Consider the following 16,162-nt stretch of genomic DNA (forward strand, 5'->3'; position numbering starts at 1 on the left):
GCCTATTTGACTGAGCCAGGACCTGCGACATGGCACGTAAAGAGTTCGAACACTTCGAAGCGGTTTCCGCTGTAGTCCCCGTCGAGTTGGGCAGCAACAAGGGTTATCACGCGGCAATCGCGGTCAAGGCCCTGGTCGACGGCGGTGCGCCACGCTTTCACAAACTGTTGAATGACCAGGTGTTCCCTGGTGCCATTGCCGCGGATGAAGCGGCCATCAATGAGCTGGACAAGCTCAAGGGCGTCACTGATGACGCCGAGCTGATCTGGTAACCGCGTTTACTTGACGGCGCCCGGGCGCCACATCTTGAACAATGCCTCCGGCCCCAGCTGGAAGTAGTCCGCCGGCCCGCCGCCGCGCAGAATCGGTTCTGCGGCGGCGGTGTCGTAGATTCCATCCTTCAACAGCCATTTGGCAATGTGCACGGCGACCACTTCGCCGAGCACCAGCCAGCTCGGCACCGTCTCGCCGTCGGCCCGCTGCAACTGAATGATCTGCGTGACCTTGCACTCGAAGGACACCGGGCTTTCGGCCACACGCGGGACGGCAATCACCTTCGACGCCACCGGCGTCAGCCCCGCCAGTTCGAACTCGTTGACCTCGGGGGCGACGGCTGCGCAGCTCTGGTTCATCTGCTCGGCCAGCGGCCGGGTCGCGAGGTTCCAGACGAACTCGCCGGTCTGCTCGATGTTGTTCAGGCTGTCTTTGCGCCCGACACTGGAGAACCCGATGATCGGCGGAATGTAGTTGAACGCGTTGAAAAAGCTGTAAGGCGCCAGGTTCAACCGGCCCTCGGCATCCTGCGAAGAAATCCAGCCGATGGGGCGCGGACCGACGATCGCGTTGAACGGATCGTGGGGCAGGCCGTGGCCGTTGGCCGGTTCGTAGAAATGGATGTCATCGGGCATGGCGGGGTGTTCCTGAAGGCTTTTATAAGCGACCAATAGTGCAAGTCCGATCCGCGAAGATCAAATGCCGACCTTTGGAAATGAACAAGCCCGGCAATGGCCGGGCTTTGGTGTCTGCATCCTGCCGATCAGCTGATGGCTGCGGCAGTACCGGTTTTATCGAAACCGTCAGCAGCGATGGCAGCGGCGGTGCCGGTTTTATCGAAGCCGTCGGCAGCGATGGCAGCAGCAGTGCCAGTCTTGTCGAAGCCATCGGCAGCAACGGCTTTGCCGACGTTGGTTTTATCGAAACCATCGGCAGCGTAAGCGCCCGAGTGGCTGGTTTCGATAGCGGCGCTGGCGCCGGAAATGAAATCGGCGGATTTGGTTTTGTCCGAGCCATCGGCGGCGAAGGTGTTGGCGGCCAGTACGGACAAGGTCAGGGCGAGGATCAGTTTGGTTTTCATGGTCGTTCTCCAGATTCGAAATTCGTTGGCGATGTGTTTCGCATGGGGTTCATGCTACGCCAATTAAATTGATTAAAAAGCGCAAAATAATGCTAAAAATAATCGATTAACTTGATATTAAGGGCGACGCATTCAATTCGCTTTCGTCGTCGGAGCGAGCGTCGCGCAGGTCATCGATCAGGTAGGTGCAGAATGCGGCCGGGGCATTAACCGGTGATTAATCGCCGCTTTTGGGTTGTGTGACAGATTTTTCATACATTCCCGACCGGTTTTTCACCCTCGTAACGCCAGTCTGCCGGCGGCCAGAAAACCAAGAACCGGCCGTCACACACTGGAGCTTTACCTGCAATGAACAAACTGCCTCAAATCACCCTGGCCTTCTGGGTCATGAAAATCTGCGCGACGACCCTGGGGGAAACCGCGGGGGATTTGCTGTCGATGACCCTCAACGTCGGCTATGCCATGAGCTCGCTGATCCTCATCAGCGTGTTCGTCCTGACGCTGATCACGCAGCTGATGTCCAAGACCTACAAGCCGCTGCTGTACTGGATCGTGATCCTGTCGACCAGCACTGCCGGCACCACCATGTCCGACTTCATGGACCGCACGCTGGAGCTGGGTTACGCCACAGGTTCCATGATCCTGATCGCGATCCTGCTGGCGATCTTCGCGGCGTGGCGCCTGAGCGGCGATTCGCTCAACGTCACCAAGGTGCAGAGCTTTCGCGGCGAGATGTTCTACTGGATGGCGATCCTGTTCTCCAACACCCTGGGCACCGCGCTCGGCGATTACCTGGCGGACGACTCGGGCCTGGGCTTCGCTGGTGGCGCGCTGTTGATCGGCTCGGCGATTGCGGTGGTGGTACTGCTCAAGTACTTCACCAAGATCTCTTCGGTGGCGCTGTTCTGGGTGGCGTTCGTGCTGACCCGGCCGTTTGGCGCGACCCTGGGCGACTTGATGACCAAGTCCCATGAGAAGGGCGGGCTGGACTTCGGCACCATCGGTTCGTCGGCGGTGCTGGCGGGGATTCTGTTGGTGATGATCGTGGGCGCGTCTTATGCGCAGAAGCGTTATGGCGGCAAACAGGGCGTTGCCGAGTTGTCCTGATCGGGAAATCGGACAGGTAAGAAACGCGCGAAGGTCTTGCACCTTCGCGCGTTTTTTGCGATCAGTCAGTGACGATGCGCGAATGTTTCTGGGTGTCTTTCATGGTGATGTACACCAGCAGGGACACTGCGATGCACGCAGTCACGTACCAGTAGTAACCGGTTTCCATGCCGATGCTTTTGAACCACAGCGCGATGTATTCGGCGGTGCCGCCGAAGATCGACACGGTCAGTGCGTACGGCAGGCCGACGCCCAGGGCGCGGATTTCGGTCGGGAACAGCTCGGCCTTCACCACGGCGTTGATCGAGGTGTAGCCGCTGACGATGATCAACGCCGCCATGATCAGGAAGAACGCGCCCCACCAGGTCTGGATGGTGTGCAGGGTCATCAGGATCGGCACGGTGAAGATCGTACCGAGCACGCCGAAGGCGATCAGGATCGGACGACGACCGATCTTGTCGGACAGGCCGCCGATGATCGGTTGCAGGCACATGAACAGGAACAGCGTCGCTGCGGAAATGGTGGTGGAGTCGGAGATGCTCATGCCGACGGTGTTCACCAGGTATTTCTGCATGTAGGTGGTGTAGGTGTAGAACGCCAGCGTACCGCCCATGGTCAGGCCGACCACGGTGAGCAGTTCCTTCGGATGGCGCATCAAGGTGCGCATGGCGCTTTCCTTGGACTTCTCTTTCTTGGTGAAGGATTCGGTTTCTTCCATGCCACGACGCAGGTACAGCGCAACGATTGCGCACAGCGCGCCGATGGCGAACGGGATGCGCCAGCCCCAGGCGTACAGCTGTTCAGTGGTCAGCATGTTCTGCAGCACGATCAACACGCCCAGCGCGATGAGCTGGCCCGAGATCAGGGTCACGTACTGGAAGCTGGAGAAAAAGCCGCGACGCTCCTTGGTTGCCATCTCAGAAAGATAAGTGGCGGAGGTGCCGTACTCGCCGCCGACCGACAGGCCTTGCAGCAGACGGGCGAACACCAGCAGGATCGGCGCGCCGATGCCGATGGTTTCGTAGTTCGGGCTGAGGGCGATCAGCAGGGAGCCAAAGCACATCAGGTACACCGAGGCCATCAGTGCCTTTTTACGTCCGACCTTGTCGGCGTACAAGCCCATCAACCAGCCACCGATCGGGCGCATCAGAAAGCCCACGGCGAAGATCGCGGCGGTGTTCATCAATTGGGCGGTGGTGGAACCGGCGGGGAAGAAGGTCTTGGCGAAGTACAGCGAGAAGGCGGCATAGACGTACCAGTCGTACCACTCGACCATGTTGCCGACGGAACCGCTGAAGATCGACTTGATGCGACTGGCGGTGGTTCGTTCTTTGACCGGCACGGCAGCCGACCCAAGAGGCAGGGCGTTGGAGTTATCCATTGAAGGATCCTTCGTTTAATTGTTTTTGTGGAGCGCGTTGAAACGCAGCCTGCGAGGGCTATAGCAGGAGCTGTGCCAACGGGGGGAGGGCCGGTTTAGAGGGGGTAGGGGGAGTTGTTGAGCGGGTTTTTGCCGATGATCAGGAATGAATGAGCGGATTTCCGCTCATTCAGGTACGAACATTTCCCGGGTCAGTCCATGGCGCTGCATCTTTTCATTGAAGGTGCGACGAGGCAGTTGCAGCTCTTCAAGCACGGCTTTCACATCACCCTTGTGCCGGGTCAACGCCGCCCGCAGACACTGCGCCTCAAACGCCTCTTGCTGCGCCGCCAGTGACTGGCCGGGATCGATGCCCTGCACCGGTTCATCCAGCCCCAGCACCTGCCGTTCGGCGACATTCGCCAGCTCCCGCACATTACCCGGCCAGTCATGACTCAGCAGGTGGCTCAATTGCGCGCCACTGAGCGGCGGGAAAGTCCGGCCCAAGCGTTGGGCGGCGCTCTGGGCGAAGGACTCGAACAACAACGGAATGTCTTCCCGACGATCACGCAACGGCGGCAGGCGCAATTCGGCGACGTTCAGGCGATACGCCAGGTCCTCGCGAAAACGCCCGGCCCGCGCTTCATCCAGCAAATCGGGTTTGGTCGCCGCGACGATCCGCAAGTCCACGCGAATGCTCTGGTTCGACCCCAGCCGCTCCAGCTTCTGCTCCTGCAACACCCGCAGCAGTTTTACCTGCTGGGCCAGCGGCATGCTTTCGATTTCATCGAGAAACAGCGTGCCGCCATCGGCGTATTCCAGCTTGCCGATGCGCTTGCCGGAGGCCCCGGTGAACGCGCCGCTTTCATGCCCGAACAACTCGGCTTCGAACAGCTGCTCGGGGATCGCCGCGCAGTTCAGCGCCACAAACGGCTTGTCGGCGCGTGGGCCGAAGTCGTGCAGGCAGCGGGCGACCAGTTCCTTGCCGCTGCCGGTCTCGCCACGGATCAGCACATTGACCGGCAGCGTCGCCAAGTCCAGCACCTGCCGGCGCAAGGTCTGCAAACCACGGGATACACCGAGCAACGTTGCATCGAGTCTGGCGCGGTTGTCGGCCTGTTCGTGCAGGGCGCGGTTTTCCAGCACCAGTCGGCGCTTGTCCAGCGCTCGGCGCAGGCTGCCGAGCAGGGTCTCGGGGCTGAAGGGTTTTTCCAGAAAGTCGTAGGCACCGTCGCGCATGGCTTCGACCGCCATCGGCACATCGCCGTGGCCGGTGAGCAGAATCACCGGCAGGTCGGCATCCCGGCGCTGCACCTCGGCCAGCAGTTCAAGACCGCTGAGGCCAGGCATACGCACGTCGCTGACAATCACCCCGGCAAAATGCGCCGGCAGCGCCGCCAGGCATTCCTCGGCGCGGCTGAACAGTTGAACCTCGAAACCGGACAGGCTCAGCCACTGTTCGACGGCACTGCGAATGCTGCTTTCGTCATCGACCACCATCACCGAATTGAGCATCAGATGTGCGCCTCCAGATCGATCGGCAGGGTCAGGCTGAATACCGCGCCGTTGCCGCCATTGTCGGCGCTCAGGCGCCCGCCGGATTCGTGGACGATGGCAAACGACACCGCCAGCCCCAGACCGAGGCCGTCACCCACCGGTTTTGTGGTGAAGAACGGATCGAACACCTGGCCCAGATGCTCTTCGGCAATGCCGCCGCCGTTGTCGATGACGCTCAGGCGCCACAGTTGCTCGTCGGCTTCCAGGCGGATTTCCAGACGCTTGCAAGGTTTGCCTTGCATCGCATCAAGGGCGTTGCGCAGCAAATTGATCAGTACTTGTTCGAGACGGATCGCATCGCCGCGCACCCAGGCCGGGCGGGTCAGATGCAGCACAAGGCTGACCTGTTCGTCGCGCATTCTTGCGTCGAGCAATTGCAGGGCCTGATCGACCACTGTGGCCAGATCCAGCCGCTCGCGCAAACCGCTGGGGCTCTTGCGGGCGAAGGTTTTCAAATGACCGGTCAGGGCCGCCATGCGCGTGAGCATTTCATCGACCGGTTTGAGCGCCTTGTAGGCGTCATCGACGCGGCCATGATCGAGCAGCAGGCGCAAGGTCGCCAGTTGCATGCGCTGAGCGGTCAGCGGCTGATTGATTTCGTGGGCCAGCGCCGCCGACATCTGCCCCAGTGCCGCGAGTTTGGCTGACTGCACCAGACCGTCCTGAGCGGTACGCAAGTCGCGGGTACGTTCTTCGACCAGTTGCTCAAGCTCCTCGCGGCTGCGCTGGCGCATTTTCGCCAGGCGCCAGCGCTGGTTGAGGAACAACAGCAGGAACACCAGCGCCAGCCACACCCCGGCCGCGGCGAGCCCGGCATTGCGCTGGTCTTCGAAGGATAATTGCGGGCGTCGCAGCAGGTGCAGGGTCCAGCCTTCGGCGGTCAGCGGCAGCGATTCCCACAGGTAATCCGCCGTACCTTGCGGAGCCTCGACACGACGCAGATCGCTGTTGTCGTCGAAGCGACGCAGCGACAGATGAGTCAGCGGCACCAGCGACTGTTTGTCGTATTGGCGGGTGGCCTTGATCTCTTTGTAATCGGCCGGGCTCAGCGGGTGCAGGAGGCGATAGCGCCAGTCGGGCTGGTTGGCGATGAAAATGATCCCGCGTGCATCACTGACCAGCAGGGTGTCGCTGCCCTGGCTCCATTCGCGTTCAAGTTCCGGGAATTCGAGCTTGACCACCATCGCCCCGAGGAACTCGCCGTTGTCGCCGAGCACCGCGCTGGACAGGAAATAACCGGGAATCCCGCTGGTCACGCCGACTGCGTAGAAACGCCCGGTGCCCTGGGTGCGGGTCTGGCTGAAGTAGGGGCGAAAGCCGTAGTTGTGACCGACGTAACTGCTGGGCAGACGCCAGTTGCTGGCCGCCACCGCGAGGCCGGTGTGATCGAGCAGTTCCAGCGTCGAGGATTGCGCGGCGCCGTTGATCTTTTCCAGTTTCAGGTTGAGCGCCGCTTGCTGTTCGGCGTCGACCGGACCGGCCAGTGCCGCACGCAATTGCGGGTCCAGTGCGAGCACGGCGGGCAGGGCGCGGTAGCGGTCGATCAGTGTGTGCAAAGAATTGGCGTACAGTGCCAACTGCTGATTGGCCCGCGCCGCGTCCTCTTCCAATGCCTGACGTTCGGCGTGGCGGATCGCAAGAGTCGCGGCGAGGGCGGCGCCGGCGATGATCAGCAGGGTATACAACGACAGACGCAGGGTACGGGAAGTCGGCAGCATGCTGGGGCAAACGGATGGCAGGACGGGCGGGCACGATACCATGCAGATGTGTAGGCGGGGTTCCTGTTCATAGATGCGATGAGCGTGCCGTATTTTTTTGCAGATACCGAACTGGAGGTATCGACAATTGCGCTCGAAAAAACCTCCCCTGCATTATTGTGCGAATTTTATACATTCAAAAAAAAGGCCGGCTATCCACTTGGATGAGCCGGCCGTTTTTATAAGGCAAATAGCTTACTGCACTTCCACCGCAAGGCTCTCGCTGATCTTCTGTTGCCAGATCGCAGGACCGGTGATGTGGACCGATTCACCTTTGCTGTCCACCGCAACGGTGACCGGCATGTCCTTGACCTCGAACTCGTAGATCGCTTCCATGCCCAGCTCGGCGAACGCCAGTACCTTGGACTTCTTGATCGCTTGCGCCACCAGATAAGCGGCGCCGCCGACGGCCATCAGGTACACAGCCTTGTTGTCCTTGATCGCTTCGATCGCAGTCGGGCCGCGCTCGGATTTGCCGATCATGCCCAACAGGCCGGTCTGCTCGAGGATCTGACGGGTGAACTTGTCCATCCGCGTGGCGGTGGTCGGGCCAGCCGGGCCAACCACTTCGTCACCGACCGGATCAACCGGGCCGACGTAGTAGATGAAGCGACCTTTGAGGTCCACCGGCAGGGTTTCGCCCTTGTTCAGCATCTCGACCATGCGCTTGTGCGCGGCGTCGCGACCGGTGAGCATCTTGCCGTTGAGCAGGACGGTTTCGCCCGGCTTCCAGCTCTGCACGTCTTCCGGGGTCAGGGTGTCGAGGTTGACACGACGGGCCGACGGACCTGCTTCCCAGACGATTTCCGGGTAGGCGTCCAGCGGTGGCGCTTCCAGCGAAGCCGGGCCGGAACCGTCGAGCACGAAGTGGGCGTGACGGGTGGCAGCGCAGTTCGGGATCATGCACACCGGCAGCGAGGCGGCGTGGGTCGGGTAATCCATGATCTTCACGTCGAGCACGGTGGTCAGACCACCGAGGCCCTGGGCGCCGATGCCCAGCTGGTTGACCTTCTCGAACAGCTCCAGACGCATTTCTTCGATGCGGTTCTGCGGGCCACGGGCCTTGAGCTCGTGAATGTCGATGGATTCCATCAACACTTCCTTGGCCATCACAGCGGCTTTCTCGGCGGTGCCGCCGATGCCGATGCCCAGCATGCCCGGTGGGCACCAGCCGGCGCCCATGGTCGGAACGGTCTTCAGCACCCAGTCGACGATCGAGTCGGACGGGTTGAGCATGGCCATTTTCGACTTGTTCTCGGAACCGCCGCCCTTGGCCGCCACGTCCACTTCCACGGTGTTGCCCGGGACGATGGAGTAGTGGATGACCGCCGGGGTGTTGTCCTTGGTGTTTTTACGAGCGCCCGCCGGGTCGGCGAGGATCGAGGCACGCAGGACGTTTTCCGGCAGGTTGTAGGCGCGGCGCACGCCTTCGTTGATCATGTCGTCCAGGCTCATGGTCGCGCCATCCCAACGCACGTCCATGCCCACACGCACGAACACGGTCACGATACCGGTGTCCTGGCAGATCGGCCGGTGGCCGGTGGCGCACATGCGCGAGTTGATCAGGATCTGCGCCATCGAGTCACGGGCCGCTGGCGATTCTTCGCGCAGGTAGGCTTCGTGCATCGCCTGGATGAAGTCCACGGGGTGGTAGTAGGAAATGAATTGCAGGGCGTCGGCAACGCTCTGAATCAGGTCGTCTTGCTTGATCACGGTCATGAGTCGCGCTCCTCTAAAAGACGGGAACATTCAATAAGGTGCCTGCGGCTTGGGTGCATCGGTCGGTCGCAGACACCTTTCAAGGCACGCCGGGGCTGCTGGCGCGACGCTAAAAAGGCGCGGCAGTATACCGCGCCTCCCTGGTGGTGACACGCGCCGGTAGTCATTCGTTGGTCGCATGGCAGGAGCCGGTCGATGTGGTCTGCAAGCGCTACGTCCGGTTCGCTGTTTGCGGACGGCGAAGGCCGACAAAAAATCACGCGCGGCCGGCGCTATTGGCGGGCGCTCCGGGAAGCCGGGAGGGGCGGGCCCAAGGGCTTTTTTGACGCCAATTATCCGGCCCGAAAATCAATGGTCATTTATCGACTACGCCACTAAAGTGGCAGCCGGTCTGTAGAGTAGGACACTCGGTCAGCCTCTTATCGCACGGTGAGTCAACGATTGACCCATAACGCCATTCAACGTCTTTTGCTCAAACGCTTCGCCCTCGCTGCAGCCACCTATGGATTGGCCTTGCTGCTGCTGTGGCTGGCGTATTTCACCGGACACTACGAAGATTCGCTGACAGGCGTCGCTGTCGGCAGCGCCCTGGTGGTCATCAGCCAGGCGACTCTGTTCGCGGTGTTTTTCTCAGGTGCCAACCTGCGGTTCTCCGACCCGAGCCTGACCGAAGCGCAAGTGCTGCTCGGCCTCGGCTGGCAGACGTGGCTGATCGCGCATCTGGAAGAAGCGCGGGGCGAGTTCCTGGTCTTCTATGTGCTGATCCTGCTGTTCGGCCTGTTCCATTTGTCGCGCCGGGCCTTTGTGCGCTGCGCGATGCTGGTGTTCTTCAGTTTCTGCGCCATCACGCTGTGGGACGGTTACCACTTCCGCCTGCACGATCCGGCGCTCTCCGCGTTGCAGGCGTGCATTCTGTTGATCGTGCTGGCATGGCTGGTGATTTATGCACGCTTCGTCCAGACCTCACGGCAACGCATGCGCCAGCGCCGGTTTGCCTTGCAGGCGCATCAGGACACCCTGCGCGGGATGATGCGCCAGCTCGAAGACCTGGTGGCCACCGACGAACTGACCGGGCTGTTCAACCGCCGGCATTTCCTGCGCCTGGCCACCCGCGAATTGAACGCGATGGAAGCCGACGTGGTGCACGGTCTGGCGCTGATCGACCTCGACCATTTCAAACGCATCAATGATATACACGGTCATGCGGCCGGCGATCAGGTGCTGCAAGCCTTCGCCGGAGTGGCCGGTGCCTGTCTGCGTGACGGTGATGTGCTGGCCCGTTATGGGGGTGAAGAATTCGTGGTGCTGCTGCCCGATTGCAACGCCGAGCGGCTGACCGCCTGTTGCGAACGGCTGCGCATCGCCTTCACCGACGTTGAACTGGTGGGCCTGAATGTGAAAAACCTTAGCCTGTCTGCCGGCATGACCCTGCTGGAACTGGGCGATGATCTGGACGACGCCTTGCAGCGCGCCGATCAGGCGCTGTACCGGGCCAAACGCGACGGGCGCAACCGTTGCGCAGCCGCGTGGGAGAACGTCGATGCCTGAACTGCGGGTCGGTGAACGACAGTGGTCGGTGGCGGCGGGCAGCAACCTGCTCGATGCTCTCAATCAGAACGGTGTGGCGGTGCCTTATAGCTGCCGCGCCGGCAGTTGCCATGCGTGTCTGGTGCAATGCGTGCAAGGTCTGCCTGCTGACAGTCGCCCCGATGCCTTGAGCGCTGAACAGCGTGATCAGGGCTGGCGCCTGGCCTGTCAGTGTCAGGTGATCGAGGACTTGCAGGTGCACACCTTCGATCCCGTCACCGATGGTCGCCCGGCCTCGGTCGAAGCGCTGGACTGGCTCGGCGACAGCGTGCTGAGGTTGCGCCTGACACCCCAGCGACCGTTGCGCTACAGCGCCGGCCAGCATCTGGTGCTGTGGGCCGGCCACGTTGCGCGGCCGTATTCACTGGCGAGCCTGCCGGAAGAAGACCGTTTTCTTGAATTTCACCTCGATTGCCGCCAGCCCGGTGAATTCAGCGATGCCGCGCGCCGCTTGCAGATCGGCGACCCGATTCGCCTCGGTGAACTGCGCGGCGGTGCGTTGCATTACGACCCGGACTGGCACGAGCGGCCGCTGTGGCTACTGGCGGCGGGCACCGGGCTAGGCCCCTTGTTCGGTGTGTTGCGCGAAGCCTTGCGTCAGGATCATCGGGGCGCCATTCGCGTCATTCATCTGGCCCATGATGCCGACGGGCATTACCTGGCCAAACCCCTTGAAGCACTGGCCGCGCAGCGGGAAAACCTCAGCGTCGAATTGTGGACGGCGGCCGAGTTGCCGGCCGCTTTGGCGCAACTGCGCCTTGTCTCCCGACAAACGCTGGCCTTAGTCTGCGGCTCGACTGCCAGCGTTGACGCGTTTGCCAAGCGTCTGTTCCTGGCCGGACTGCCGCGCAATCAACTGCTGGCCGATGTCTTCCTGAGCCGTGGTTGAGCGCTGATCCTTCAGACGCGAGACCTGCCATGCCCGAAGCCATCCTGCTGCACCGCGAACGCGGTTTGCTGACCCTGCGCCTCAACCGCCCCGACAAGAAAAACGCCCTGACCCGCGCCATGTACAGCCAGTTGGCCGAGGCGCTCAAGCAGGCCAATCAAGACCCCGAGATCAACGCGGTGCTGATCACCGGCAGCGCCGAGTGCTTCACCGCCGGCAACGACATCGCCGACTTTATCCAGCAACCGCCGAGCGACCTCGACAGCCCGGTGTTTCACTTCATGCTCGAACTCCTCGAATGCCGCAAACCGGTGATCGCCGCCGTGGCCGGGGCGGCGGTGGGAATTGGCACGACGCTGCTGTTGCATTGCGATCTGGTGTACGTGGCGCGAGATGCGCGGTTGCGCATGCCGTTCGTCAATCTCGGGTTGTGCCCAGAGTTCGGTTCCAGCCTGATCCTGCCGCGTTTGCTCGGGCAGGCCAAAGCGTCGGAGCTGTTGTTGCTGGGTGAAGGTTTTACCGGTGAACAAGCGGCGGCCTGGGGGATTGCCACCGAGGCACTGGGCAGCGGCGAAGCAGCACTGGCCAAGGCGCGGGAGATGGCACTGCGGTTTGACGAGTTGCCGGCCGAGGCGGTGCGGATCAGTAAACAGTTGATGCGGGCGCCGGATCGCGAATTGATTCGCAAGGTGATCGAGGAGGAGGGCGCGCTGTTTACCCAGCGGCTGAGGTCGCCGGAGGCGTTGGCGGCGTTGACCGGGTTTATCAAGCGGCATTGAAAGTCCTGAAATGAAAAAGCCCCGCCATTCACATGGCGGGGCTTTTCGTTTTCAGCAACCGGTCACTCAGACCTGTGGGTCGCCCACGTGCAGGATCTTCATGCCGTTGGTGCCGCCGGTGGTGTGGTAGCTGTCGCCCTTGGTCAGGATGACCCAGTCACCCTTCTGCACAACGCCGCGCTTGACCAGCTCGTCGATGGCTTTCTGGCTGACTTCGTTCGGTGCCAGCGAAGCCGGGTCGAACGGAACGGTGTACACGCCACGGAACATCGCCGCGCGGGCCTGGGCTTCGCGGTGCGGGGTGAAGCAGTAGATCGGCACCGACGAACGGATACGCGACATGATCAGCGGGGTGTAGCCGCTTTCGGTCAGCGCGATGATCGCTTTCACGCCCGGGAAGTGGTTGGCGGTGTACATGGTCGCCAGCGCAATGCTCTCGTCGCAGCGCTCGAATTCCTTGCCGATGCGGTGGCTGGAAGTCTTGCTGGTCGGGTGCTTTTCAGCGCCGACGCAGATGCGCGCCATCGCCTGCACGGCTTCCAGCGGATAAGCGCCGGCAGCGGATTCGGCGGACAGCATCACGGCGTCGGTGTAGTCGAGCACGGCGTTGGCCACGTCGGACACTTCGGCGCGGGTCGGCATCGGGTTCTGGATCATCGACTCCATCATCTGGGTCGCCACGATCACAGCCTTGTTGTGGCGGCGTGCGTGCAGAATGATTTTCTTCTGGATGCCCACCAGCTCGGCGTCGCCGATTTCCACACCCAGGTCACCACGGGCAACCATCACGGCGTCGGAAGCCTTGATCAGACCGTCGAGGGTTTCGTCGTCGGCCACGGCTTCGGCGCGTTCGATCTTCGCCACCAGCCAAGCGGTGCCGCCGGCTTCGTCGCGCAGTTGACGGGCGTAGTTCATGTCGGCGGCGTCACGCGGGAAGGACACGGCGAGGTAGTCGACTTCCATTTCAGCGGCGAGCTTGATGTCGGCCTTGTCTTTCTCGGTCAGGGCCGGAGCGGTCAGGCCGCCACCGCGACGGTTGATGCCTTTGTGGTCGGACAGCGGACCGCCGATGGTCACGGTGCAGTTCAGTTCGGTGGCGGTCGCGGTATCAACGCGCATCACCACGCGGCCGTCGTCGAGCAGCAGCTCGTCGCCCACGCCGCAGTCCTTGACCAGGTCCGGGTAGTCGATACCGACCACCTGCTGGTTGCCTTCGGTCAGCGGATGGCTGGTGGAGAAGGTGAACTTGTCACCGATCTTCAGCTCGATGCGCTTGTTGGCGAATTTGGCGATACGGATTTTCGGGCCTTGCAGGTCACCCAGCAGGGCGACGAAGCGGCCGTGCTTGGCAGCGAGGTCACGCACCAGCTTCGCGCGAGCCTTGTGCTCGTCGGGGGTGCCGTGGGAGAAGTTCAGACGGGCGACGTCCAGGCCAGCCAGAATCAGCTGTTCGAGAACTTCCGGCGAGTTACTGGCCGGGCCAAGGGTAGCGACGATTTTGGTACGACGGACGGACATGCAAAGACTCCTCAGGTTCAAGCGCTCGCAGAGGCTACTACGCTCTTTGGGTGTAGTCATTGTTCGTTTGCACTACTTATTGTTTTCTTTATTGAACGCGACAATCGGAGCAAAGGGCTCTGAAGATTTCTCGCCAGAGGTCGATAATGATCACAAGACAGGAGAATACCCCATGCGATTCGTGCCCATTGCCGCCCTTGCCCTCAGCGTCCTCGCCGTCACGGGCTGCACCCGTTGGTCGATGAACCATCATTTGAACAACGCCTACAGCGCCTACGACCGGGGCAACTGCGAGCAGGTGATGCTCGAACTGTCCAAGGTCGAACGCGCCAGCCGTGCCCGTCCTTACGTGTGGCCGGAAGTGTCGATGATGCGCGGCCAGTGCCTGGAACGGCAGAAAATGTTTGTCGATGCGGCGCAGACCTATCAGTTCATCATTGCCTCGTACCCCAACAGCGAATACGCCTATCGCGCCCGCGCGCGTCTGGAAACCCTGCAGAGCCTGGGTCATTACCCGACCCGTAGCGCAGCAGCCGTGGTGCGTCCAACTCGCTTTTGATGGCGGTTGTCATACAAAAGCTGGCTGGCTGTACAAGGTGAGCTATAGTCCTCAGACACCGGTGCAGATGAACTCTGTACCGGCGCAACACCTGCGACTGGCATGAGATAGACGTGGCAAGCGCCACACCGGAAGCGGGGAGAGCGGACCTGTAGGGCAGGTTCGTTCCGAAGCACAGTGCGGCCCGTTTACCGGGCCATGCATGGCGATACGCTCATGTTTACCGACCGTCGAATCGAACGGCACCAGTTGCCGTATTTTCTGCGAGTGTTCAACAGCGTCACCGACAAACCCATCGGCTTTCTGGGCAACGTCTCTGAAGACGGTTTGATGCTGATCAGCCAGTTGCCGATGATGATCGGTGCCGAATTCAAACTGCGCCTGAAGATCCCCCTGGGCGAGGGCTGCCAGCAGGTGATCGACCTGACGGCCTGCTGCCTGTGGTGCCACGAAGACGCGACCCCCCAACACTACGACGCCGGCTTCAGCCTGTACCGGACACCGCCCGAATATGGGCAACTGGTCGAGGCGTTGAAGCAGTACTTCAGTTTTCAGCCGTTGCCGGCTTCGGCCTGAAAACAAAAAAGGGCCACAACCTGCCGCAGGTTGTGGCCCTTTTTTCTTACGCGGTTATCGCAATCGCCCGCTCGTTATCCAGCGTCTTCTCCACCAGCAACAACCCTAACTCGCTCAGTTGATAGATCGCCATCGCTAGATGCCGCGGCTTGTCGTCCAGGCTGTCCGCCAGGTCGAGCAGCAGGATGCTGACTGACGAAAAGGTTTCGTAGGTCTGGATGGCGATGGCTTCGGGGTTAATGTCGGGATCGACCTTGAACATCTGCATGCCGCGATCCACGGAGTTGCGCGGTTTCTCGGGAGAGGGATTGAGGTAGAAATCGAGGGCCCGGTGGGCGGCGTCGTGGAGTTTTTTTGAGTCGATTGAAGCGTAGGGGGAGACCGGGTCAGTTTGATCAGTCGTGTCCGTTGGATCGATATCCGACGGAGGATTTGGTGTTGCTTTGAACATACCTAACTTCCTAATAAGTTGGGCTGTTACCGCTTCGCGACTAAACGAGGGGTGGCAGCTGTAAGCAGGTTAGTCGACCGGGGAAGTAAGGCTTTTTTCCGGCGTGCCCGGGGGCACCCTGCTCACAGCCACCATCTAGTGCAGGGATAGGGAATACCCGACTGGATGACGCGTTTGCAAACCTATCTTACCTCGGGCGACTAAACCCGGCCGCTGATTGGTAGCGACGGGGATCAAGTTACGGGTCAACGTCAAGGTGCACAAGCCAGCGGATTCGCTCATATGTGTAGGTAAAAGCGTCAGTTGCTGTAGCCTCAATTCCCCCGCCTTGCAATCGTCCTCAAGTGCTGAAAGGGCAACGGTTTCAATCCTAAGCTAGAGAAACTTTACGGGCAGGACAGGACTACAGTAGCCGTGGTCAGCGAGGAGATTTTGAGAACCAAGTTGTAAGAGTCTTTCCAATCAACGATTCGTTTTGGAAGGCACGACTTATAGGCGAAAGACATCGAACATCTCTGGGACATATGTCTGAAAAGCCGGAATTTAGCCGTGGTGTTCTCCTTTCAGCTTGGCCAAGCCTTGTTTGATGAAACCGGCGTTTTCTCCAATTGTAAAAAGTGCTTCACGGACGTTTTTTCCGGTTTCCACCATTCCCTGAGCTTCGACCTGGAGTACCAACTCCATCAGGGCGGCTTCCAGGCCGAGTTGGTTCTGATACATCCTTTCCAGCACGTCCGATAGAGAGTATTTAGCAGGCATTCTGAGACTCCGTTAGAGAAGCTCCAAGGATAGCAGCGGTGTTTGCAAATGTGAGTTGACTAGAGATGTCTACTCAAATTAGTTGGATCGTGAGGAGGTTTTGATACTCCTTGGATGAGCAGCACCGTTTTATCAATGCCTGCGCCTTAAGGTTTTTTACTTCGTTGAGGTTCTCTTGATTATTGTGATT

Annotated in this window: 16 protein-coding genes; 7 read left to right on the plus strand and 9 right to left on the minus strand. The window is 60.8% G+C overall.

The window, feature by feature from the left end; all coding sequences use genetic code 11:
• Nucleotides 1–29 precede the first annotated feature (29 nt).
• Nucleotides 30–272: a hypothetical protein gene (locus AC1RMX_RS15900; protein ID WP_096818378.1), complete on the plus strand. Its 243-nt coding sequence runs from the start codon at nt 30–32 to the stop codon at nt 270–272.
• A gap of 6 nt (nt 273–278) precedes the next feature.
• On the opposite strand, the gene AC1RMX_RS15905 is transcribed toward AC1RMX_RS15900, so the two are convergent.
• Together AC1RMX_RS15905 and AC1RMX_RS15910 are read right to left on the minus strand one after the other, a co-directional pair.
• Entirely contained in the window at nt 279–908 is a 630-nt protein-coding gene (locus AC1RMX_RS15905) for a flavin reductase family protein (RefSeq protein ID WP_085709577.1), read from the minus strand.
• Nucleotides 909–1,036: 128 nt separating this feature from the next.
• Complete coding sequence (locus AC1RMX_RS15910; protein ID WP_085730226.1) at nt 1,037–1,354, minus strand: hypothetical protein; 318 nt, start codon at nt 1,352–1,354, stop codon at nt 1,037–1,039.
• 348 nt (nt 1,355–1,702) lie between these two features.
• Here AC1RMX_RS15910 and AC1RMX_RS15915 point away from each other — a divergent pair, with 348 nt between their 5' ends.
• The gene (locus AC1RMX_RS15915) at nt 1,703–2,461 is read left to right on the plus strand and encodes a COG4705 family protein (RefSeq protein WP_096818374.1); all 759 of its coding nucleotides are present in this window, start codon (nt 1,703–1,705) and stop codon (nt 2,459–2,461) included.
• A 61-nt stretch (nt 2,462–2,522) separates the two neighbouring features.
• Here the strand turns inward: AC1RMX_RS15915 and AC1RMX_RS15920 are convergent, their stop codons facing one another.
• The 4 genes from AC1RMX_RS15920 to AC1RMX_RS15935 all read right to left on the minus strand — a co-directional run bounded on the left by AC1RMX_RS15920 (nt 2,523) and on the right by AC1RMX_RS15935 (nt 8,854).
• Nucleotides 2,523–3,842, minus strand: coding sequence for an MFS transporter (locus tag AC1RMX_RS15920; RefSeq protein ID WP_096818372.1), 1,320 nt, complete (start codon nt 3,840–3,842; stop codon nt 2,523–2,525).
• 165 nt (nt 3,843–4,007) lie between these two features.
• A complete protein-coding gene (locus AC1RMX_RS15925) occupies nt 4,008–5,336 on the minus strand; it encodes a sigma-54-dependent transcriptional regulator (RefSeq protein ID WP_273901625.1) in 1,329 nt (442 codons plus the stop codon).
• Nucleotides 5,336–7,096, minus strand: a complete 1,761-nt coding sequence (locus AC1RMX_RS15930; protein ID WP_493072521.1) for a sensor histidine kinase — start codon at nt 7,094–7,096, stop codon at nt 5,336–5,338. Before AC1RMX_RS15930 ends, AC1RMX_RS15925 begins: the two co-directional genes overlap by 1 nt.
• A gap of 234 nt (nt 7,097–7,330) precedes the next feature.
• Nucleotides 7,331–8,854 (minus strand): fumarate hydratase, encoded by a 1,524-nt coding sequence (locus AC1RMX_RS15935; RefSeq protein ID WP_003205127.1) that lies wholly within the window; start codon nt 8,852–8,854, stop codon nt 7,331–7,333.
• Nucleotides 8,855–9,295: 441 nt separating this feature from the next.
• On the opposite strand from AC1RMX_RS15935, the gene AC1RMX_RS15940 reads away from it, so the two are divergent.
• From AC1RMX_RS15940 to AC1RMX_RS15950, 3 genes are read left to right on the plus strand one after another with little or no spacing between them, the layout of a single operon-like run.
• A complete protein-coding gene (locus AC1RMX_RS15940; protein ID WP_096818361.1) occupies nt 9,296–10,402 on the plus strand; it encodes a GGDEF domain-containing protein in 1,107 nt (368 codons plus the stop codon).
• Nucleotides 10,395–11,330: an iron-sulfur-binding ferredoxin reductase gene (locus tag AC1RMX_RS15945; RefSeq protein ID WP_192558853.1), complete on the plus strand. Its 936-nt coding sequence runs from the start codon at nt 10,395–10,397 to the stop codon at nt 11,328–11,330. Before AC1RMX_RS15940 ends, AC1RMX_RS15945 begins: the two co-directional genes overlap by 8 nt.
• 29 nt (nt 11,331–11,359) lie before the next feature.
• Nucleotides 11,360–12,109 (plus strand): enoyl-CoA hydratase-related protein, encoded by a 750-nt coding sequence (locus AC1RMX_RS15950; RefSeq protein WP_102622784.1) that lies wholly within the window; start codon nt 11,360–11,362, stop codon nt 12,107–12,109.
• 66 nt (nt 12,110–12,175) lie between these two features.
• Here the strand turns inward: AC1RMX_RS15950 and pyk are convergent, their stop codons facing one another.
• On the minus strand, nt 12,176–13,627 hold the full coding sequence (gene pyk / locus AC1RMX_RS15955) for a pyruvate kinase (RefSeq protein ID WP_096818355.1): 1,452 nt from the start codon (nt 13,625–13,627) through the stop codon (nt 12,176–12,178).
• Nucleotides 13,628–13,799: 172 nt separating this feature from the next.
• Between pyk and AC1RMX_RS15960 the strand changes: the two genes are divergently transcribed.
• Together AC1RMX_RS15960 and AC1RMX_RS15965 are read left to right on the plus strand one after the other, a co-directional pair.
• Nucleotides 13,800–14,186 (plus strand): tetratricopeptide repeat protein, encoded by a 387-nt coding sequence (locus AC1RMX_RS15960; RefSeq protein ID WP_007951249.1) that lies wholly within the window; start codon nt 13,800–13,802, stop codon nt 14,184–14,186.
• A 216-nt stretch (nt 14,187–14,402) separates the two neighbouring features.
• Complete coding sequence (locus AC1RMX_RS15965) at nt 14,403–14,762, plus strand: PilZ domain-containing protein (RefSeq protein ID WP_096818351.1); 360 nt, start codon at nt 14,403–14,405, stop codon at nt 14,760–14,762.
• A 46-nt stretch (nt 14,763–14,808) separates the two neighbouring features.
• Here the strand turns inward: AC1RMX_RS15965 and AC1RMX_RS15970 are convergent, their stop codons facing one another.
• Together AC1RMX_RS15970 and AC1RMX_RS15975 are read right to left on the minus strand one after the other, a co-directional pair.
• A complete protein-coding gene (locus AC1RMX_RS15970) occupies nt 14,809–15,213 on the minus strand; it encodes a DUF6124 family protein (RefSeq protein WP_102621259.1) in 405 nt (134 codons plus the stop codon).
• Between the two features lie 543 nt (nt 15,214–15,756).
• On the minus strand, nt 15,757–15,972 hold the full coding sequence (locus tag AC1RMX_RS15975) for a hypothetical protein (RefSeq protein ID WP_102621260.1): 216 nt from the start codon (nt 15,970–15,972) through the stop codon (nt 15,757–15,759).
• Between the last annotated feature and the right edge of the window lie 190 nt (nt 15,973–16,162).

The sequence above is a fragment of the Pseudomonas sp. GW822-FHT03F04 genome, from assembly GCF_058801405.1.